The organism is Erythrobacter litoralis (assembly GCF_001719165.1).
Taxonomy (GTDB): Bacteria; Pseudomonadota; Alphaproteobacteria; order Sphingomonadales; family Sphingomonadaceae; genus Erythrobacter; species Erythrobacter litoralis.
The window spans coordinates 233,338-252,924 of sequence record NZ_CP017057.1; the positions used below are offsets into that span (position 1 = coordinate 233,338).

22 protein-coding genes are annotated in these 19,587 nt (G+C 66.5%); 19 read left to right on the forward strand and 3 right to left on the reverse strand.

Going from position 1 to position 19,587, the window contains the following annotated elements:
• The first annotated feature begins 32 nt into the window (after nucleotides 1-32).
• The gene (locus Ga0102493_RS01065) at nucleotides 33-1,367 is read left to right on the forward strand and encodes a homoserine dehydrogenase (RefSeq protein WP_236922266.1); all 1,335 of its coding nucleotides are present in this window, start codon (nucleotides 33-35) and stop codon (nucleotides 1,365-1,367) included.
• A gap of 60 nt (nucleotides 1,368-1,427) precedes the next feature.
• Here Ga0102493_RS01065 and Ga0102493_RS01070 read toward each other — a convergent pair whose 3' ends face one another.
• Nucleotides 1,428-2,042, reverse strand: coding sequence for a hypothetical protein (locus Ga0102493_RS01070; RefSeq protein WP_034905698.1), 615 nt, complete (start codon nucleotides 2,040-2,042; stop codon nucleotides 1,428-1,430).
• 151 nt (nucleotides 2,043-2,193) lie between these two features.
• Here Ga0102493_RS01070 and glpX point away from each other — a divergent pair, with 151 nt between their 5' ends.
• From glpX to Ga0102493_RS01090, 5 genes are all read left to right on the forward strand, one after another.
• Entirely contained in the window at nucleotides 2,194-3,216 is a 1,023-nt protein-coding gene (gene glpX, locus Ga0102493_RS01075; protein WP_051698328.1) for a class II fructose-bisphosphatase, read from the forward strand.
• A 5-nt stretch (nucleotides 3,217-3,221) separates the two neighbouring features.
• On the forward strand, nucleotides 3,222-3,926 hold the full coding sequence (locus tag Ga0102493_RS01080; protein WP_051698309.1) for a DUF6544 family protein: 705 nt from the start codon (nucleotides 3,222-3,224) through the stop codon (nucleotides 3,924-3,926).
• A 165-nt stretch (nucleotides 3,927-4,091) separates the two neighbouring features.
• Nucleotides 4,092-4,247 carry a hypothetical protein gene (locus tag Ga0102493_RS16070; protein ID WP_161490021.1) on the forward strand — a complete coding sequence of 52 codons (156 nt, stop codon included), beginning with the start codon at nucleotides 4,092-4,094 and terminating at the stop codon, nucleotides 4,245-4,247.
• Between the two features lie 115 nt (nucleotides 4,248-4,362).
• Nucleotides 4,363-5,298 (forward strand): ribose-phosphate pyrophosphokinase, encoded by a 936-nt coding sequence (locus Ga0102493_RS01085; RefSeq protein ID WP_034905696.1) that lies wholly within the window; start codon nucleotides 4,363-4,365, stop codon nucleotides 5,296-5,298.
• A 95-nt stretch (nucleotides 5,299-5,393) separates the two neighbouring features.
• Complete coding sequence (locus tag Ga0102493_RS01090) at nucleotides 5,394-5,756, forward strand: hypothetical protein (protein ID WP_034905695.1); 363 nt, start codon at nucleotides 5,394-5,396, stop codon at nucleotides 5,754-5,756.
• Here Ga0102493_RS01090 and Ga0102493_RS01095 read toward each other — a convergent pair.
• On the reverse strand, nucleotides 5,705-6,697 hold the full coding sequence (locus Ga0102493_RS01095; RefSeq protein WP_161490022.1) for a helix-turn-helix domain-containing protein: 993 nt from the start codon (nucleotides 6,695-6,697) through the stop codon (nucleotides 5,705-5,707). The genes Ga0102493_RS01090 and Ga0102493_RS01095 overlap by 52 nt on opposite strands.
• A gap of 259 nt (nucleotides 6,698-6,956) precedes the next feature.
• Here Ga0102493_RS01095 and hisN point away from each other — a divergent pair, with 259 nt between their 5' ends.
• The 9 genes from hisN to pheT all read left to right on the forward strand — a co-directional run bounded on the left by hisN (nucleotide 6,957) and on the right by pheT (nucleotide 15,476).
• A complete protein-coding gene (hisN, locus tag Ga0102493_RS01100; RefSeq protein WP_034905694.1) occupies nucleotides 6,957-7,727 on the forward strand; it encodes a histidinol-phosphatase in 771 nt (256 codons plus the stop codon).
• Nucleotides 7,728-7,761: 34 nt separating this feature from the next.
• Complete coding sequence (locus Ga0102493_RS01105) at nucleotides 7,762-8,535, forward strand: SDR family NAD(P)-dependent oxidoreductase (RefSeq protein WP_034905693.1); 774 nt, start codon at nucleotides 7,762-7,764, stop codon at nucleotides 8,533-8,535.
• 2 nt (nucleotides 8,536-8,537) lie between these two features.
• On the forward strand, nucleotides 8,538-8,942 hold the full coding sequence (locus tag Ga0102493_RS01110; protein WP_034905691.1) for a gamma-glutamylcyclotransferase family protein: 405 nt from the start codon (nucleotides 8,538-8,540) through the stop codon (nucleotides 8,940-8,942).
• Between the two features lie 246 nt (nucleotides 8,943-9,188).
• Nucleotides 9,189-9,392, forward strand: coding sequence for a 50S ribosomal protein L35 (gene rpmI / locus Ga0102493_RS01115; protein ID WP_034905742.1), 204 nt, complete (start codon nucleotides 9,189-9,191; stop codon nucleotides 9,390-9,392).
• 23 nt (nucleotides 9,393-9,415) lie between these two features.
• Complete coding sequence (gene rplT, locus Ga0102493_RS01120) at nucleotides 9,416-9,775, forward strand: 50S ribosomal protein L20 (protein ID WP_034905688.1); 360 nt, start codon at nucleotides 9,416-9,418, stop codon at nucleotides 9,773-9,775.
• Between the two features lie 125 nt (nucleotides 9,776-9,900).
• Nucleotides 9,901-10,815: a helix-turn-helix domain-containing protein gene (locus tag Ga0102493_RS01125; RefSeq protein ID WP_034905686.1), complete on the forward strand. Its 915-nt coding sequence runs from the start codon at nucleotides 9,901-9,903 to the stop codon at nucleotides 10,813-10,815.
• An 84-nt stretch (nucleotides 10,816-10,899) separates the two neighbouring features.
• Nucleotides 10,900-11,808 (forward strand): helix-turn-helix domain-containing protein, encoded by a 909-nt coding sequence (locus Ga0102493_RS16645; protein WP_236922267.1) that lies wholly within the window; start codon nucleotides 10,900-10,902, stop codon nucleotides 11,806-11,808.
• Between the two features lie 102 nt (nucleotides 11,809-11,910).
• Entirely contained in the window at nucleotides 11,911-13,038 is a 1,128-nt protein-coding gene (gene pheS / locus Ga0102493_RS01135; protein WP_034905739.1) for a phenylalanine--tRNA ligase subunit alpha, read from the forward strand.
• Nucleotides 13,035-15,476, forward strand: a complete 2,442-nt coding sequence (gene pheT / locus Ga0102493_RS01140; RefSeq protein WP_034905685.1) for a phenylalanine--tRNA ligase subunit beta — start codon at nucleotides 13,035-13,037, stop codon at nucleotides 15,474-15,476. Before pheS ends, pheT begins: the two co-directional genes overlap by 4 nt.
• Before the next feature lie 9 nt (nucleotides 15,477-15,485).
• On the opposite strand, the gene Ga0102493_RS01145 is transcribed toward pheT, so the two are convergent.
• On the reverse strand, nucleotides 15,486-15,884 hold the full coding sequence (locus Ga0102493_RS01145) for a hypothetical protein (protein WP_034905684.1): 399 nt from the start codon (nucleotides 15,882-15,884) through the stop codon (nucleotides 15,486-15,488).
• Nucleotides 15,885-15,962: 78 nt separating this feature from the next.
• Between Ga0102493_RS01145 and Ga0102493_RS01150 the strand changes: the two genes are divergently transcribed.
• From Ga0102493_RS01150 to Ga0102493_RS01165, 4 genes are all read left to right on the forward strand, one after another.
• A complete protein-coding gene (locus tag Ga0102493_RS01150) occupies nucleotides 15,963-17,501 on the forward strand; it encodes a peptide chain release factor 3 (RefSeq protein ID WP_034905683.1) in 1,539 nt (512 codons plus the stop codon).
• 51 nt (nucleotides 17,502-17,552) lie between these two features.
• Nucleotides 17,553-18,437: an alpha/beta fold hydrolase gene (locus Ga0102493_RS01155; protein WP_034905681.1), complete on the forward strand. Its 885-nt coding sequence runs from the start codon at nucleotides 17,553-17,555 to the stop codon at nucleotides 18,435-18,437.
• A gap of 11 nt (nucleotides 18,438-18,448) precedes the next feature.
• Nucleotides 18,449-19,018, forward strand: a complete 570-nt coding sequence (locus tag Ga0102493_RS01160) for a pyridoxamine 5'-phosphate oxidase family protein (RefSeq protein WP_034905679.1) — start codon at nucleotides 18,449-18,451, stop codon at nucleotides 19,016-19,018.
• A 216-nt stretch (nucleotides 19,019-19,234) separates the two neighbouring features.
• Nucleotides 19,235-19,573, forward strand: a complete 339-nt coding sequence (locus Ga0102493_RS01165; RefSeq protein ID WP_034905678.1) for a P-II family nitrogen regulator — start codon at nucleotides 19,235-19,237, stop codon at nucleotides 19,571-19,573.
• Nucleotides 19,574-19,587 lie beyond the last annotated feature (14 nt).

Genomic DNA, 19,587 nt, shown 5'->3' on the forward strand with positions numbered 1-19,587 from the left:
GACACGTCCCGCGATCCGAGGAGCCTCCATCCGTGCCCGACAGCCATGCCGCCGACCCGTTGAGTATCGCTCCGCTCAGAATCGCGATCGCCGGGCTCGGCACGGTCGGCGCTGGCGTGATCCGGCTGCTCGAGACCAATCGCGACCTGATCGCCGCGCGCGCCGGCCGCCCCATCGAGGTGACCGCGGTGAGCGCGCGGGACCGGGCGAAGGATCGGGGCGTCGATATCTCCCCCTTCGCGTGGGAGGACGACATGACCGCGCTCGCCGCGCGCAATGACGTGGACGTGGTGGTGGAACTGGTCGGCGGGGCGGACGGCCCGGCGCTTGCCCTCTCGCGCGCGGCGCTGAAGGGCGGCAAGGGCCTCGTCACCGCGAACAAGGCGATGGTGGCGCATCACGGCCTTGCACTGGCCGAAGCGGCCGAGGCGGCGGGCGTCGCGCTGAAATTCGAGGCGGCGGTCGCGGGCGGCATCCCGGTGGTGAAGGGCATCCGCGAGGGCACCTCCGCCAACGCGCTGACCAAGGTCTACGGCATCCTCAACGGGACCTGCAATTACATCCTGTCGGAAATGGAAGAGACCGGCGCGGATTTTGCCGAAACGCTGATCGAGGCGCAGAAGCTGGGCTATGCCGAGGCCGATCCCTCCTTCGACATCGACGGGATCGACGCCGCGCACAAGCTCGCGATCCTAGCCGCGATCGGTTTCGGCGCGCGGATCGATTTCGATGCGGTCAGGGTCAACGGCATCCGCCAGGTCCGCGCCGCCGATATCGCGCAGGCCGATGCGCTGGGCTTCGTCATCCGCCTGATCGGGGAGGCCGACGTGGAGGAAGGCGAAGGCGGCCCCTGCCTGCTGCAGCGCGTGCGCCCCTGCCTCGTCGCCAAGAACCACCCGCTCGCCCCTGTCGACGGGCCGACCAATGCGGTTGTGGCGGAAGGCAATTTCTCCGGCCGGCTGCTGTTCCAAGGCGCGGGCGCGGGGGATGGGCCGACGGCCTCGGCCGTCGTGGCCGACCTCATCGACATTGCAAGGAGCGAGGTTTCCGCGCCTTTCTCGATCCCCGTCGCGCGCCTCGCCGCACTCCCTCCGGCCGAGCCCGGCCACCGCACCGAGCGCACCTATATCCGCTTCACCGTCAACGATCGCCCCGGCGTGCTTGCCGAGATCACCGCGGCGATGCGCGATGCGGACGTCTCGATCGAAAGCCTGATCCAGCACGGCAGATCGCGCGAGGGCGGCGAGGTGCTGGTCGCGATGGTGACGCATGAAGGGCCGGAACGCTGCGTTACCCGCGCGCTCGAACTGCTCGAAGGCTCGGACAGCCTGACCGACCCGCCGCTGGTGCTGCCGATCCTTTCCTGACCGGTCCGGCCCAGGGGTCCGTCCGGCGGACGCCGGAACCGCCCGCAGCAGAAAACCCGATCAGCGAGGGCTTTTGCGCTCGAACTTGGGCGGCGGCAGGCCGAGCGCTTCGCGGCGCTTGCGGATTTCCTCTTCCGACAGGTCCTCGTCCTGCCCCAGCGGCGGGAGACCTCGCGCGATCCGGTCGGCGTCGGACCCGGCGGGCGCCTGCGGCAGCGCCTCGACGTCGATGATCAGCGCGGGCGGAGGCACGCCGCCTATGCCGATGCCTCTCCCGTTGTCGGGAATGCCGAACATGTCCGGCGGCGGAGGTGCGCCTTTGAAGGCGGTCTCGCGGGCATAGCGCTTTCGCGCCTCCTCTCGGTTCGAATACTGTTCCTCGCCCGAACTCCCGCGGCGCCGGCACACGATGATGTCGCCGCTGATCGTGGCGGCGTCGGCTTCGTCCACGCATTCCTGCATCGCTGCTTCGTTCACCTCGCCGCGCGGCACGGTGATCATGACGTTGATCGGCCTGTTTCGGGCCGGGGCTTCGTCCGTTTCGGCATTCTGCGATTCGTCCTCCCCGTCCGCCATGTCCGCAGCCGCGTCCCGCGTCATGCCGGTGTCATCCTGCGCGGCCAGCGGGGGATGAGCCGAAAGCCCGGCACAGCTCGCCAGCAAAATCGCCGCCATCCGGCCCCGTCCGCTCGACAAGACGCTACGGATCGGCCTAAGCGCGCCGGGACGGTTCGGGAAAAGCCGACCCGGCTGGGGCTCGAGAAGGACAGGGAAGAAATTGCGCATGAACACTCCGACTACCACAGATCTCGTGGCTGGCTCCGACATGCTGGCGGCAAAATCCAGGAATGTCGATTCCGCGATGGAGCGCGTGCTGGTTCTCGAAATGGTCCGCGTGACCGAAGCCGCCGCGGTCGCCGCCGCGCAGCTCGTCGGGCGGGGCGATGAAAAGGCCGCCGATGCCGCTGCGGTCGAAGCGATGCGCCGCGCCTTCGACGACCTCTACATCGACGGCAGGGTGGTGATCGGCGAAGGCGAGCGCGACGAGGCCCCGATGCTCTATATCGGCGAAAAGGTCGGCGGTGCGCCGGGCAAGGGGCCGAAGATCGACATTGCATTGGACCCGCTCGAAGGCACGACCATCACCGCCAAGGCCGGGCCGAACGCGCTCGCCGTGCTGGCGGCGGCGGAGGAAGGCTGCCTGCTCAACGCGCCCGACGTCTACATGGACAAGCTCGCGGTCGGCCCCGGCTATCCCGACGGCGTGATCGACCTTGCGAAAAGCCCGACCGAGAACGTCAAGGCCGTGGCCGCGGCGAAGGGCGTCGAACCCAGCGAGATCATCGTCTGCGTGCTCGACCGCCCGCGCCATGCCGAACTGATCGCCGAACTGCGCTCGCTCGGCTGCGGGGTGGTGCTGATCGGCGACGGGGACGTCGCGGGCGTCATCGCGGTGACCGACCAGGACACGACGATCGACATGTATATGGGCCAGGGCGGCGCGCCCGAGGGCGTGCTCGCCGCGGCGGCGCTGCGCTGTGTAGGCGGGCAGTTCAACGGTCGGCTCGTCTTCAGGAACGAGGACGAGAAGGCCCGCGCGAGGAAATGGGGCATCACCGAACTCGACCGGATCTACAGGTTGGAAGACCTTGCCAAGGGAGACTGCATCTTCGCTGCGACCGGCGTCACCGACGGCTCGCTGCTCGAAGGGGTGAAGAAACGCAAGAAGGCGACTGGTGCGACGATCATGACCACCCAGAGCGTGGTGATGCGCGCGTCGTCCGGCACGGTGCGCTGGATCAGGGGCGAACACCGGATTTCCGAGCACCGCCCCGCCCCGCGCGACTGACGCGAATGAAGGCCGCGCTCCCCGACGCGGTAACGGCGCTGGCTGAGCGGCTCGGCGCGCGCGCGCTGACCGGTGGGCAGGAAAGCGGGCGGGCCGTCTTCCGCCAGTCGGGAACGCTGCGCGGGCTGGGCGCGAAACGCTGGATGCGCTTTTCCGGCCGGCAATGGATGGCGATCAGCGCGACCGGTTTCCGCTGGCGCGCGCGGGTTGGCCCGCTGGGCCTGATCGAGGTCGAGGACGCGCTGATCGATGGCGAGCCGACCGGGCGGGTGAGAGCGCTCGGCCTTGTCCCGGTGGCGCGTGCCGGGCGCTCGCGTGAATTGCTGCAGGGCCAGTTGCAGCGTTATCTCGCCGAGCTTGCGTGGAACCCCGATGCGCTCCTGTCCAATCGGGCTCTCGACTGGGAGGTGAAGGACGAGACCACGCTTGCGGTATCCGCCCGGATCGGCGGGGTCGAGGCGGGGGTGGTGCTGTCTCTCGGCGAGGACGGGCTTCCCGCGCGCACGTTCGCGATGCGCCAGGCGCGCGAGAGCGGGGGCTATGTGCTGCGCCCCTGGCACGGCCAATTCTCCGATTACCGCGCCGTGGCGGGCCGCATGATCCCGCATGCAGGCCGGGTTGCATGGGAATGCGACGGGCACCGTTTCGAAGTGTGGCGGGGCCGGATCGAGGATTGGCGGATCGCGCAGGACAGGCGCGGGCGCGGCTGAACCGGCTGGACGCCGGCCCCGCCTCTCGCGCGGCGTGCACGAGGCGAACTTGCCCTCGGGGCCGCCGCAGCCGGGCTCGCAATCGCGCCGATCACGGTCCAGGCCAACACCCGCGCAGGTGACAGCGCCCGCACCTACACCGCCCAGTCGGTCTCGCAGCCGGGCATGGGCCGTTCCGCCGACGGCGAACGGATCGCCGGTGGAGCGGACATCGTCGCCCTCATCCTCGTCGGCCTGTGGGTCACGGGCGTCGTCTTCGCGGCGGCCGATGATGGTCCCGACCTTGTGGACGACGATCCGGACCAGTCGCCGGGCCCCTGATCCGCAGTGCGCGGACCGACGGCAACGGTCTGACGACAATCCACGCTCCTCTGTTGCGTTTTGATGACGCGCCGCTAGGCGTTCCCCGTTACGCGCAAATCGGGGATCCGCTTCCATGAAGATCATGTCGGGCAATTCGAACCTGCCGCTCGCCCGGGCAATTGCCGCCTATCTCGAAATGCCGCTGACCGATGCGAGCGTGCGGCGTTTCGCCGACGAGGAAGTCTTCGTCGAGATCCACGAGAACGTGCGCGGCGAGGACGTCTTCATCGTCCAGCCGACGAGCTTTCCGGCGAACGACAACCTCATGGAGCTGTTGATCTGCATCGACGCGCTGCGCCGCGCCTCGGCCAAGCGGATCACCGCGGTCGTGCCCTATTTCGGCTATGCAAGGCAGGACCGCAAGCCCGGGCCGAGGACGCCGATCTCGGCCAAGCTGGTGGCGAATCTGATCACGCAGGCAGGCGCCGACCGGGTGCTGGCGGTGGACCTCCACGCCGGGCAGATCCAGGGCTTCTTCGACATCCCGACCGACAATCTCTATGCCGCCCCCGTCATGGCGGCCGACATCCAGGCGCGCTATGGCGACCAGGACTTGATGGTGGTCAGCCCCGATGTCGGCGGCGTGGTGCGCGCCCGCGCTCTGGCCAAACGGCTCGACAATGCCCCGCTCGCGATCGTCGACAAGCGCCGCGACCGCCCGGGCGAGAGCGAGGTCATGAACATCATCGGCGAGGTCAAGGACAGGCACTGCGTGCTGATCGACGACATCATCGATTCGGGCGGAACGCTGTGCAATGCGGCCGAGGCGCTGCTGGAAAACGGCGCGAGATCGGTCGCGGCCTACATCACTCACGGCGTGCTGTCAGGCGGCGCGGTGGCGCGGATCGACGGATCGAAGCTGAAAGAGCTGGTGATCTCGGATTCGATCCGCCCGACGGAGGCGGCGGAGAATTCCTCTAAGATCCGCATCCTCACCATCGCCCCGCTGGTGGGCGAGGCGATCCGGCGGATCGCGGACGAAAGCAGCGTGTCGAGCCTGTTCGACTGAGAGTCCCTGTTTACGCAGCGCATCCGCACTGCGATATCCTCGCTCAAGCGACCTGACGGTCGCACCGCTGCGGGCGACCGCCGAAGGGAGGTGCCATGCCGCTCGATCCGGCCGAAATCCGCGAACTCCTGATCGGCGCGGCCCGCCAGCGCACGCCGCTCACCTACAGCCAGGCGCTGTTCGCGCTGGGCCATTCCTTCACCCGGCCGCTGATGCGACAGCTATGCGCGGCGATGGACCGGATCGACGAGGAGGGGCGGCTGGCCGGAGAGCCGGGTCTCGCCGTGCTGGTCGTGCGCCAGTCGGACGGGCTGCCGGGGCAGGGCTGGTGGGTGTCGCGCTCACACCTGGCCGATGAAATGCCTGGCGAATGGCCGCTCGACTGGGAGGGTGCCGAGGCGAAGGCCTATGTCGCCCTCCACCAGTTTCTCGCCTTCGAGCGCTGGTCTGCCGGCTGACCCGCTTGCCCGCCCCCCTTGATCGGGGCTTCCTCCTCCTCTTCCTCGACATCGGACCCTTCCTTGCGGCGCCACGGCTGCCGCATGCCCGGTGCGATCCGGGCGAGCTCTTCCAGCCGCCGCGCGGCGCGGGTCTCGAGGTTGAGCGTCAGCAGCGGGCGCGGCTGCGAGCGCAGCGCCTGCGGGGTCACGCCGAAGAAATGCTGGAATTCGCGGATCAGGTGCGACTGGTCGAAGAAGCGCAGCAGGAAATCCTGTTCCTCCTCGCTATCGGAAATGCCGAGCATCTGGCAGGCGAGATCCATCGCCCGCGCGCGGCGCAGCACGGTGCGCGGCGTCATCCCGAAATCGCGCCGCACGATCCGTTCGACCTGACGCAGGCTGATATCCTGCTCCTCGGCGAAATCGCCCGGGCTGATATTGGGATCGAGAAAGCTCGCCGCCTCGAAGGCGGTGCTGACCGGGTCCGGCTGTTTGGGGTTTGTTCTTTCGATGAAGGAGCGCATGCGGCTCTCTGCGATCTCGACCAACTCCTCGATCGAGGCGCTTTCCGGATAGCCGAAACCGGCTCCGTCCCCGACCAGTGCGAATGGATCGGCGCGTTCCATCCGGTTCACGAGCGCGGCCGCCTGCCGCTTCAGCAGGCAATCGAGCGCGCCGGGGCGCAGCCCGATATTGACGGTGGTGATCGGTCCGCGGCACCACAGTTTCATCGCCCGGGCCTGCGGGCCGACCAGCAGCGGTTCGCCCGTGAGCTTCATCGGACCGGCCGGGGTTTCGGCGATCCATTCGCCCGCCAGCAGGACGCGGGCATAGGCGAGGTCGTTGAACACCGAGCAGGTGACCTCATGGTCGCGCGCGGCATGGATGCGGGTGACGGCGACCCGCCCGATCCACGGCGCGAGATCGGTCGCGGGCGCGCGGTTCACCGACAGCGGCATGCCATCCGCCGTCGCGCCTGAACGCGGCTCCAACCCTTCGATCCTGCGACCTTCTTTTCTCATACCCCCCTCTGATGTCCTGACCCCGGGGGATGAGAACACGGGCGGATGGTATAAACACACGCAAGCCCAAGTAAAAGACTGCAATTGTCCGGATAGTCGTGCCCAAGAAACCATCGGTCGGGGGATTTCATCCTTCGCGCGACCGGCTAGAGAGGCGCTCGCTTTTGTCTTCACGATTACCCGGGACCGTGCCTCGATGAACTCAGATGACCTCGCTCTTGCCTTGCGCCTTGCCGATGCCGCCGGGGCCGCGATCCGCCCGCTCTTCCGGGGGCAATGGACCGAGGAGCGCAAGGCCGACCGCAGCTTCGTGACCGAGGCCGACCGCGCCGCCGAAGCCGCGATGCGCGCCCTGATCGAAAGCCACGCGCCCAGCGACGGCATCATCGGCGAGGAATACGGGACGAGGAACGAAGGCGCGGGCCGGCAATGGGTGCTCGATCCGATCGACGGGACGACCAGCTTCATGGCCGGGCGCCCGATCTTCGGCACGCTGATTGCGCTGCTGCAGGACGGCTGGCCGGTGCTGGGCGTGATCGATCAGCCGATCGCGGGCGAACGCTGGGTCGGCCGGATCGGCGAGGGCACGACCTTCAACGGCAAGCCGGTCCGCACCCGCCCCTGCCGCGAGCTGTCGGACGCAGTGCTCGGCACCACGACCCCGCACCAGTTCGCCGGCAATGATGTCGATGCCTTCATGGGCGTCGCCAAGGCGGTGGCGGAGCGCAAGATCATCTACGGCGGCGACTGCTACAATTACGGCCTCGTCGCCTCGGGCCATGTCGACCTCGTGATCGAGGCGAACCTCAAACTTCACGATTTCGCCGCGCTGGTCCCCGTGGTCGAAGGCGCGGGCGGCACGATGAGCGACTGGCAGGGCAACCCGCTCGACGCACAATCCGATGGCCGAGTTATCGCGCTGGGCGACCCGGCGCGGCTCGACGACGTACTGGAGGCGATGGGCTAGGGCACCTTGCGCCGCTTCGCCCGTTGACGCTCCCATGGAAAAGACAATCGCGATCACAGGGGCGGGGCAGGGCATTGGCCGGGCTTCGACTCTCCATTTCCTCGACAAGGGCTGGCGCGTCGCCGCGCTCGACATCGATGCCGCGGCGCTCGCCGAACTGGTCGGGGCCGCTACGCCGAAACGGCTGATGACCCTGCCCTGCGATGTCGGATCGGAACGCGAGGTCGCGATCGCATTCGAGGCGATCGGATCGTGGACCAGCAAGGCCCCGCTTGCGGCGCTCGTCAACAACGCCGCCATCGCCAATCCCTATTGCGGGCCGCTCGAGGATGTCGACCTTGCCGACTGGCGGGCATGGCTCGACGCGAGCCTCACCGCCGCATTTCTGTGTTCGCGCGCGGCGCTGCCGCTGCTGCGCGAGGCCGAAAGGCAGACCGGCGAGGCGGCGAACATCGTCAACATCTCGTCCACCCGCAGCGTCATGAGTGAACCCGAAAGCTTCGCCTATGCCGCCTCGAAAGGCGGGATCGACGCGCTGACCCACGCCATGGCGGTCTCGCTCGGGCCGCAAGTGCGCGTGAACGCGGTCCGCCCCGGCTGGATCGAGACACGCGACTGGCAAAAGGAAAGCGAGCGGCAGGAGGTCGAACACCGCGAGACGGACAAGGGCCAGCACCCCGCCGGGCGCGTCGGCACGCCGCAGGACATTGCCGAGGCGGTGGAGTATTTCCTCGGCGCGGGCTTCGTGACCGGACAGCACCTCAATGTCGATGGCGGGATGACGGTGAAGATGATCTACGAGGACTAGGCATGCATCTCTTCTTCTATGGCGTGCTGCGCGAAGGCGTGGGCGACTGGCCGTTCCTTGCCGGGCTCGGCATGGGGTCGCAGGCGAGCGTGCAGGGTGCGCTCTTCGCGATTCCCGATGCCGGCGGCTGGTATCCCGCGCTGGTGCTGACCCGCGCAGGCCATGCGGTGAACGTGGTCGGCTCGCTGCACGAGGCGGGCGATGTGGACCTTGCGGTGATCGACGCTTTCGAGGGGCCGCAATACGAGCGCATGGCCGTGCCCGTCGATGGCTGGGAGGCGGGCGGGAGCGAGGCCTTTGCCTATGTCTGGACCGGCGATCTGCCCGACGGCGCAGAGCCCATCCCCCACGGCGATTTCGCGGCCTGGCTGGCCGAGACGGGGCGGCCTGTCTTTGCGGGACAATAGGGGCTTTCCTACCCGCCCGGCGCACGTCCTGCTCCGCCCCAGGCCTTCCCGGCGCGCCGTCGTGCGAAAACCGCTCCAGGCGGGACACCCGCGTATGATCGGCGCGAACTATCGCCCCCGAATCGCTTGCAAACCTGCGCGAAAACGCTATGTGGCCCTCCTTCGCCGACACAGATCGTAGGGATCGGCCTGGCCACAAGGGCTGCCAGGGCTGATTCGATGTGTCTCTGACATGAGGAGATGAAAATGCCCAAGATGAAGACCAAGAGCGGTGTGAAGAAACGCTTCAAGATCACCGCGACCGGCAAGATCAAGCACGGTGTCGCGGGCAAGCGCCACCGCCTGATCAGCCACAATGCGAAGTATATCCGCCAGAACCGCGGCACCACCCTGCTTTCCGAGGCCGACACAAAGACGGTCAAGAAGTGGGCGCCCTACGGGCTCGATTGACCGCGAACTAAGGAGATAGAGATATGCCTCGTATCAAACGCGGCGTGACCACACGCGCCAAGCACAAGCGGCTCCTCGACCAGGCCAAGGGCTATCGTGGTCGTCGCAAGAACACCATCCGCATCGCGCGCCAGGCGGTCGAGAAGGCCGGCCAGTACGCCTATCGCGACCGCAAGGTGAAGAAGCGCAATTTCCGCGCCCTGTGGATCCAGCGCATCAACGCCGCCGTGCGCGCCGAAGGGCTGACCTATTCGCAGTTCATGCACGGCGTGAAGCTTGCCGGGATCGAACTCGACCGCAAGGTGATGGCCGACCTCGCCATGAACGAGGAAGCGGCCTTCAAGGCGATCATCGCCCAGGCCAAGGACGCGCTTCCCGCCTGACAGGGCCTCGCCCTGCGACAGCGTTGAACAGGCCTCCGCCGCCACGGCATCACCGTGGCGGCGGAGCGCTATTCGCGCGTTCGCGCCCCTTGTAGAATCACGCCATCTACGGCAAGCTCCCAACAATGGGGGAGATTGAACTTGTCGGCGACCCGGCCCGCGCGACCGGTGGCGAAAGGCCGCTGGTCCTCAGCCGTTTCCATCCGCCGCCCGAGCGTTTCGAGGGCTGCTTCACGACGTTCTACCAGCTCGATCTCGACACCGGCGGTGGCCCGCCGGTCGAGGACTATCTCCAGCCCGAATGGGGCAATGTCCGATTCTTCACAGGCGCGCTCCCGGTGGCCGAAATCGGCGCATCGCGGGCCGTGGGCACGCGCTTTACCGCCACGGGACCAAGCTCGCGCCCCTGCCGCTTCCGGCTCGGCACCTCGCGCATGTGGGGGATCGGCTTTCTGCCCAAGGGCTGGGCGCGCTACATAGAAACCGATGCCTATGATTGCGCCAATGTCGTGTGCGACGGCGAACGGCATCCCGCCTTCGCCCGATTCGCCCCGCTCGCCCGGACCCTGTGCGACCCCGAGGCAAGCCTCGATGAACAATACGCCGCAATTCTCGAGTGGATGGACGCGCTGATGCGGCCCAGTCGCGACGAGATCAAGATCGTGCGCGTCCACGAAGCGCTGGTGTCGGGCGAATGCGCCTCGGTCGCCGAGCTCGCCGATGCGGGCGGCATGAGCATCCGCACGCTCGAACGCGTGTGCCGGCGCTATTTCGGCTTCACCCCCAAACTGCTGATGCGCCGGCAGCGTTTCATGCGCAGCCTCACCGCCTTCATGCTGTGCGAAGGCTCGCGCTGGACCGAGGCGATGGACCGCGATTATCACGACCAGGCCCAGTTCAGCCGGGAATTCCGCGAATTCATGACCATGAATCCGAGCGATTACGCGGCGCTCGATCACCCGATCCTCTCGGCCTTCATGGAGGCGCGGGCCAAGGTCTGGGGAAGCGCGGCACAGACCCTCGACCGGCCCGCGCGCTGATCGCAAAACCTTCGATCCTGGCGGGATTCGCCAATCGGTGCTGCGCTCCGCCCGCTATGGTTTCTGCCGGAGAAGGGGGGTGTGGTGACGCAAGCGAGGACGGGCCCGTGGATCACGGTGCGTCTCGCCCTGCCGCGCAAGGAGCTGCGGCCGTTCGTGACGACCTATTACTACACCGAGGCGCAATGTTCCGCGCGCGAGCCACTGCTTGAGGACTACCTCCACCCCAAATGGCCGAACCTGCGCTTCATCCATGCGCAGACTTGCGAAAGCGCGGTCGGCGGGGAGGAATTGCGCGCCGTCCCCTTCTTCGCCGCGACCGGGCCGACCAGCCGCACAGCTCGCTTTCGCATGGGGTCGGGGCAGATATGGCGCATTGGCCTGATGCCGCTCGGCTGGGCCGCGCTGGTCGAGGCGCGGGCGGGGGACTATGCCGACCGCTTCGTCGACGCGCTTGCCGACCGCGCCTTTTCCGCGTTCCACCCGCTTGCCCGCGCGCTCGCGCAGGGCGAGGCCGGTTTTGCTCCGGGGCTGGAACTGATCGAGCAGCACATGGACCGGATCGTCGCGCGCAGCGCCGCCATCGGCGTTCTTTCAGGCGGGCCGATCCGAGCAGTCAATGCGGCGCTGGTCGATCCTGAAATCGCCACGGTCGCGCAGCTGGCCGAACGGGTGGGGATGAACGTGCGCTCGCTCGAACGGCTCACCCGGCGCGCTTTCGGCTTCACGCCCAAGCTGCTGCTGCGCCGCCAGCGTTTCCTGCGCAGCCTCGCGCAGTTCGTGCTCGACCCCTCGCTCAAATGGCTTGACGCGCTCGATTGCCAATATCACGATCAGGCCCATTTCGTGCGCGACGTCAAGCGGTTCATGGGCATGAATCCGAGCGAATACGCAAGGCTCGACAAGCCCTTTCTCGCGGCGGCGGCGCGGGCCCGGATGGAGATCGCTGGTGAGGCGGTGCAGGGGCTCCATCGGCCCCAGGGCGTCGCCTGAAGCCGAAACCGGCGGGGCGGGGGGCAAAGCGCTTTGCATGGCGCGCCATTTGCCGCTAGCGGACCGGCTCGTTTCCCGAAATTGCCGATCGAAGCCGAATCCATGACCGACCTCACTTCCCGCAAAGACGAAGCGCTGCGCCTGATCCAGGGTGCAAGCAGCCTCGCCGAGCTCGACGAGCAGCGCGTCGCGGCGCTCGGCAAGAAGGGCTGGGTGAGCCTTGAGCTCAAGAGCCTTGGAGGAATGAGCCCGGAAGAGCGCCAGGAGGCCGCCCCGGCGATCCAGGCAGTGCGCGGCGAAATCGCCGATGCGATCGCGGCGAAGAAGGACGCGCTCGAACAGGCGGAACTCGAAGCCCAGCTCGCGAGCGAGACGGTCGACCTCACCCTGCCCGCGCCCGAGTCTCCGCGCGGCAGCATCCATCCGGTCAGCCAGGTGATGGACGAACTCGCGGAGATCTTCGCCGATCTCGGTTTCGCGGTCGCGACCGGGCCGGAAATCGAGGACGACTGGCACAATTTCACCGCGCTCAACATGGATGAAAGCCACCCTGCGCGGGCGATGCACGACACGTTCTATTTCCCGGACACGGCGGCGGGCGCGGCATCAGGCAACGAGGCGGCGGACCCGAAAAGAATGCTGCTGCGCACCCACACCTCGCCGGTGCAGATCCGCTCGATGGTCGAACAGGGCGCGCCGATCCGCCTCATCGCGCCGGGCCGGGTCTATCGCTCGGACAGCGATGCGACCCACACGCCGATGTTCCACCAGGTCGAAGGCCTCGTCATCGACCGCGACATCCATCTCGGCCATCTCAAATGGACGCTCGAGACCTTCTTCAAGGCCTTTTTCGAGCGCGAGGACATCGTCCTGCGCCTGCGTCCGTCCTATTTCCCGTTCACCGAACCCAGCGTCGAGGTCGATGTCGGCTATTCGAATGAAGGCGGCCGCCGGGTCGTCGGCGGACATGGCGACGACGACGGCCATGACTGGATGGAACTGGGCGGCAGCGGCATGGTGAACCCACGCGTGCTCGAATTCGCCGGGATCGATCCGAAGGAATGGCAGGGCTTTGCCTTCGGCCTCGGGATCGACCGGATCGCCATGCTCAAATACGGCATGAACGACCTGCGCGCCTTCTTCGACGGCGATCCGCGCTGGCTGAAGCATTACGGCTTTTCCCCGTTCGACCAGCCGACGCTGTCCGCGGGCGTGGGGGTGCGGCCATGAAGTTCTCGCTGACCTGGCTCAGGGACCATCTCGAAACCGACGCCACTTTGGCCGAGATCACCGAGGCGCTGAACGCGATCGGGCTAGAGGTCGAGGGGGTCGAGGACCCGTCCGAAAAGCTCGCGGGATTTCGCGTCGCGCATGTGCTGACGGCCGAAAAGCACCCCGATGCGGACAAGCTGCAGGTGCTTACCGTCGATGCAGGACCGGACGTCAATGGCGGCAAGCCGCTGCAGGTGGTGTGCGGCGCGCCCAATGCGCGGGCGGGGATGAAGGGCGTGCTGGGGCTGCCGGGCGCGGTCGTGCCCTCGAACGGCATGGAATTGCGCAAGGCCGCGATCCGCGGGGTCGAATCGACCGGCATGATGTGTTCGTTGCGCGAACTCGACATCGGCGAATCGCACGAGGGCATCCTCGAACTGCCCGATGATGCGCCCGCCGGGCATTCCTTCGCCGACTACCAGGGCTCCTCGCCGATCATCGAGGTCGCGGTGACGCCCAACCGGCCCGATTGCATGGGCGTTCACGGCATCGCCCGCGACCTCGCCGCGGCGGGGCTGGGCACGCTGAAGCCGATCGCCGTGCCCGAATTCGCAGCATCCGGCGCCTGTCCGGTCGAAATCCGCACCGACGATGCGCAAGGCTGTCCGGCCTTCTACGGGCGCGTCATCACAGGCGTGAAGAATGGTCCTTCGCCCGACTGGCTGCAGCAGCGACTGAAGAGCGCGGGCCAGCGGCCGATCTCGCTGCTGGTCGACCTCACCAATTACCTCATGCTGGCCTATGGCCGCCCGGCGCATGCCTATGACTGCGCCAAGCTGCATGGCGCGGTCCATGCGCGCCGGGCGAAGCCGGGCGAACAGGTGCTGGCGCTGAACGAGAAGACCTACACGCTCGATGACAGCATGGTCGTGATCGCAGACGAACGCGAGGTCCACGACATCGCGGGGATCATGGGTGGCGAGAATTCGGGTGTGTCGGACGGCACCACCGACGTGCTGCTCGAAATAGCCTATTTCGATCCGGCCCGCATCGGCGTCACGGGTCGCAAGCTGGGCCTCGCCTCCGACGCCCGCACGAGGTTCGAGCGGGGGGTGGACCCGGCGTTCCTCGATGAAGGCCTCGATCTCCTGACCGGCCTGATCGTCGAACTCGCGGGCGGAGCCGCGAGCGAGGTCGTGCGCGCCGGTTCGCCGCCGTCCGAGCCGAAGGTGGTTGCGTTCGATACCGGGCTGACGAAGCGATTGGGCGGTGTCGAGGTGCCCGAGGACGAGCAGCGCCGCATTCTCGAAAGCCTCGATTTCGCGGTCGATGGTGATTGGCAGGTCACCTGCCCGCTGCGCCGTCACGATATCGAAGGCCCGGTCGACATCGTCGAGGAAATCGTGCGCATTCACGGCCTCGACAAGGTGGAAAGCGTCCCCCTTCCGCGCGCGGAAGGCGTCGCCCGCCCGACCGCGACCCCGCAGCAGGTGATGGAACGCCGCCTGCGCCGCGCCGCCGCCGCGAGCGGGCTGGACGAAGCGGTGACGTGGTCGTTCCTCCCCGAGAAGGAGGCGGCTCATTTCGGGCCGGAGGGCGAGACGCTCTGGACGCTCGAAAACCCGATCAGCGAGGACTTGAAGGTCATGCGCCCCTCGCTTCTTCCCGGCCTGCTGATGTCCGCGAAGCGCAATGCCGATCGCGGCGCGGCCTCGACCCGGCTGTTCGAACTGGGACGACGCTATTTCCGCAAAGACGATGGGACCAGCGATGAGCGAGCGACGCTCGGGGTTTTGCTGGCGGGAGAGAAGACCCCGCGCGGCTGGGGGACGGGCAAGGCCGAGATGTTCGACGCCTTCGACGCCAAGGCCGCGGCGATTGCGCTGCTCGAGGCGGCGGGAGCGCCGACCGGCAATCTCATGGTGATGGGCCCCGATTCCCTTGGGCCGGGCACGCAGTTCCATCCCGGCCAGTCGGCGACGCTCAGGCTCGGGCCGAAGAACGTGCTTGCCCGATTCGGCATGCTCCATCCGGCGACGCTCAAGGCGTTCGATCTCGACGGGCCTGTCGCTGCGGTCGAACTGTTCCTCGATGCGATTCCGGCCAGGAAGGCCGCGAAAGGCCCGGTCAGCTTCGCGCGTCCCAGCTTCACGCCGCCCGCTTTGCAACCGGTCATGCGAGATTTCGCCTTCCTCGTGCCCGAGCCGCTTGCGGCCGGCGATCTGCTTCGCGCGGTGCAGGGCGCGGACAAGGCGAATATCATCGCCGCGCGGGTGTTCGACCTTTTCACCGGCATTCCGGGTAAGGAGGGGGGCGTGCCCGAGGGCATGAAATCACTCGCGATCGAGGTGACGCTCCAGCCGCAGGAAAAGAGCTACAAGGACGCCGAGATCAAGGCGATCGCCGACAAGGTCGTTGCTGCGGCGGCGAAGCTTGGGGCGGAGCTGAGAGGCTAGGGCGCGCTTTCAGCGCTGGTCGTCCGCGTCCTCCTCGTTCTCGTCCGCGTCCTCAGCCAGCTGCTCTTTGAGTTCGGCCATCTGGCTGCTCATCCGCTCGAACTGTTTCTGCTGCGCCTGCCGCTTGCGCATGTCGGCTTCGAGCTTGCGCTGGCGCTCGGCGAGGCGTTTTTCGTCGCGGGCGAGTTTCTGGCGCGCCTTGTCGAGATCCTTCTGTTCACTCCCGATCTGGCGGCGCAGCCTGTCGAGGTCACGCTCGCTCCTTTCGAGGCCGCGCTCCAGCTTTTCCATCTGTCTTTCCAGCCGTTCGAACTGGCGTTCGGCATCGCGCGCATCCTGCGCTGTGGCTGGAAATCCCAACCCCAGTGCTGCGAGAACCGCACCCGTGGTAACCAGGCCCTTGCGCATCGCTTTGTCTCCCACCCTTGGCGTCCCCTGCCCCTTCGGCTGTGGACTAGGCGACCATAGCAGCTTATCGGCCCGGCGATGACCGCAAACTCGCGCCGCACCTTCGCCATCATCTCGCACCCCGACGCGGGGAAAACGACGCTCACGGAAAAGCTGCTGCTGCAGGGCGGAGCGATCCACCTTGCGGGCGAGGTGAAGGCGCGCGGACAGGCGCGGCGCGCCCGGTCGGACTGGATGAAGATAGAACAGCAGCGCGGCATCTCGGTCACGAGCTCGGTGATGACCTTCGAGAAGGAATACGGGGGCGAGACAATCACCTTCAACCTGCTCGACACGCCGGGGCACGAGGATTTCTCCGAGGACACCTATCGCACCCTGACCGCGGTCGACAGCGCGGTCATGGTGATCGACGCTGCCAAGGGGATTGAGCCGCAGACGAGGAAGCTGTTCGAGGTCTGCCGCTTGCGCTCGGTCCCGATCATTACCTTCATCAACAAGGTCGACCGCGAAGGGCGCGACCCGTTCGAGACATTGGACGAGGTCGCCGACATGCTCGCGCTCGACGTAAGCCCGCAGAGCTGGCCGGTCGGCATGGGCGGGCAGTTCCAGGGCATTCTCGATTTCGCGAGCGGCACGGTATGCCGCCCGGAAGGCCCGTCCAAGGAATTCCTCGGCAAGCGCGACGAGAACCCCGATATTCCCGAAAACTTCGCCGAAGAGGCCGAACTCGCGCAGGTCGGCTATCCCGAATTCGACCCCGAGGCCTATCGCAACGGCGACCTCACCCCGGTCTATTTCGGATCGGCGCTCAAGAGTTTCGGCGTCACCGAATTGATCGATGCGATCGCGGCACACGCCCCGCCGCCGCGTCCGCAACCGGCGGGCGAGGGCCATGTCGCGCCCGACCGCGACGAGGTCACGGGCTTCATCTTCAAGGTCCAGGCCAACATGGACCCCAATCACCGCGACCGCATCGCCTTCATGCGGCAGGTGTCAGGCACCTTCAAGCGCGGCATGAAGCTCACCCCTTCGGGCCTCGGCAAGCCGATCTCGGTCCATTCGCCGATCCTGTTCTTCGCACAGGACCGGGAGCTTGCCGACACGGCCGAGGCGGGCGACATCATCGGCATTCCGAACCACGGCACGCTGCGGGTAGGCGATACTCTGAGCGAGAAGAACGAGGTGCGCTTCACCGGCCTGCCGAACTTCGCGCCGGAAATCCTGCGCCGCGTGCAATTGAAGGATCCGACCAAGACCAAGCAGCTAAGGAAGGCGTTGGACGACCTGTCCGAAGAGGGCGTGATCCAGGTGTTCTATCCCGAGATCGGCGCGAACCACATCATCGGTGTTGTCGGCCAGCTCCAGCTCGAGGTATTCGTCGACCGGCTCTCGGTCGAATACAAGGTCGAGGCCGCATTGGAGCCCGCCCCCTTCGCCACGGCGCGCTGGATAAAGGGGGATGCCAGGGCGCTCGCCGATTTCGAGAGCTTCAACCGCCCCAATCTCGCCCGCGACCGCGACGGGGACCTCGTCTTCATGGCGAAGAGCCCGTGGGACGTGAATTACCAGGTCGAGAAGAACCCAGAGCTGACCTTCTCCGCGACCAAGGAACGGTAACGGTTCCTTCCCGATGTTGCGGGACGCGCGCATTCGCGGCATGGCGGCGGCATGAACGGATCGGGACCCACTTCGCAAACCTTCATCTCGCAGCGCCTCCGCCTCAATTACGAGGATTGGGGGACCGGCGGGCGCGGCGACAAGCCTACGCTGGTGCTCGTCCATGGCGGTCGCGACCATGCGAGAAGCTGGGACTGGACGGCCGAGGCGCTGTGCCCCGATTACCGCGTCGTGGCGATGGATCATCGCGGGCATGGCGACAGCGACTGGGTTTCGGACGGGAACTATTCGGCCGGCGACATGGTCTACGACCTCGCCCAGCTGATCCACCAGCTTGGCGTCGGCCCGGTCGCCATCGTGTCGCATTCGATGGGTGGCAATGTCGCGCTGCGCTATGCCGGCACCTTCCCCGACATGGTCACGAAACTGGTCGCGATCGAGGGTCTGGGACCCTCGCCCGAATGGCGCGACAAGCAGCGTGCGACACCCTATCCCGAACGGCTCGCCGAATTGATCGGCAAGAAGCGCGCGGCGGCCGGGCGGATCCCGCGCCGTTACGACAGCATCGAAACCGCCTTTGCCCGGATGATCGAGGAGAACTCTTATCTCACCGAGGAACAGGCGCGGCATCTGACGATCCACGGGGTCAATCGCAACGAGGACGGGACCTACAGCTGGAAATTCGATCCTCACCTCAATGTCTGGCCGATCGAGGACCTTGCCGACGAATTCCTCGAGCAGACCTGGGCGGCGATCCGTTGTCCGACGCTGCTGCTCTACGGCGCCGACAGCTGGGCCTCGAATCCCGAGAAGGACGGGCGGATCGCGCATTTCAACACCGCGCAGGTGATCGAATTCGAAAAGGCGGGCCACTGGCTCCACCACGACCAGTTCGACCGCTTCGTCGCCACGGTGCACGACTTCCTCAAGGACTAGGAGAGAGGATCATGGCCGATTTCTTCGATGCGCTCGAATCCAAGCATGTCGCCATGATCGAGAAGCAACCGGTCTTCTTCGTAGCGACAGCGGCAGCGAACGGGCGAATCAATCTCAGCCCGAAGGGATACGATGCGTTCCGGGTTCTTTCGCCCGAGCGGGTCGCCTACCTGGACCTCGGCGGGTCTGGCAACGAGACGCACGCGCATCTCGTCGCCGATCAGGAGGATGCCGGACGGATCACGGTGATGTTCTGCAATTTCGAACAACCCGCGCTGATCCTGCGGATCTATGGCCGGGGTGTCCCGATCCTGCCGCAAGACGAGGGATGGCACGAACTGGCGAGCCATTTCACCCTTATGCCGGGCACACGGCAGATTTTCGATATCGCGGTCGATACCGTGCAGACGAGCTGCGGTTGGGGTGTTCCCTTCATGACGCTTGAGGGCGAACGCGACACGCTCAAGAAAGCGCATCGCCAGGCTGATCCCGAAAAATGGACCGCCAAGACCGCCGGTCGAACGACCAGCATCGACGGCCTGCCGACCCGTGCGACCGATCGTTTCATCGCGGGCGATTAACGGCGACATTATCGTTCCACGCGCCGGACTCCTGCGCAAATATCCGCCGAACCTTGCCCAAAATATGACCAGCAGGTTAAAATTTGTGCAGCTGCGTTGCTGCGCCTGCGAAGGACTTATGCGGATTCCCGCGATTTGTTCGCCGAAAACGAATTGGCACGGCTTTTGCTGAACAACCCATGACCGGAAATATCCGGAGAACAACAGGGGTTGGGCATGAAATTCATCATCGCCGTCATAAAACCGTTCAAGCTCGATGAAGTGCGCGAAGCGCTCGGAGCGATCGGCGTCGCGGGAATGACCGTTTCAGAGGTGAAGGGCTTCGGCCGCCAGAAGGGGCAGACCGAAGTCTACCGGGGTGCTGAATATTCCACCAACATGCTGCCGAAGGTGAAGATCGAGATCGCCGCCAGCGACGAGGTCGCCGAACAGGTCGTCGAGACGATCCAGCAGACCGCCAACACCGAAGCGATCGGAGACGGGAAGATCTTCGTCCTCGATCTCGCTTCGGCGACCCGGATTCGCACCGGCGAATCCGGCGAGACGGCACTGTGACAGGGGGGCAGACG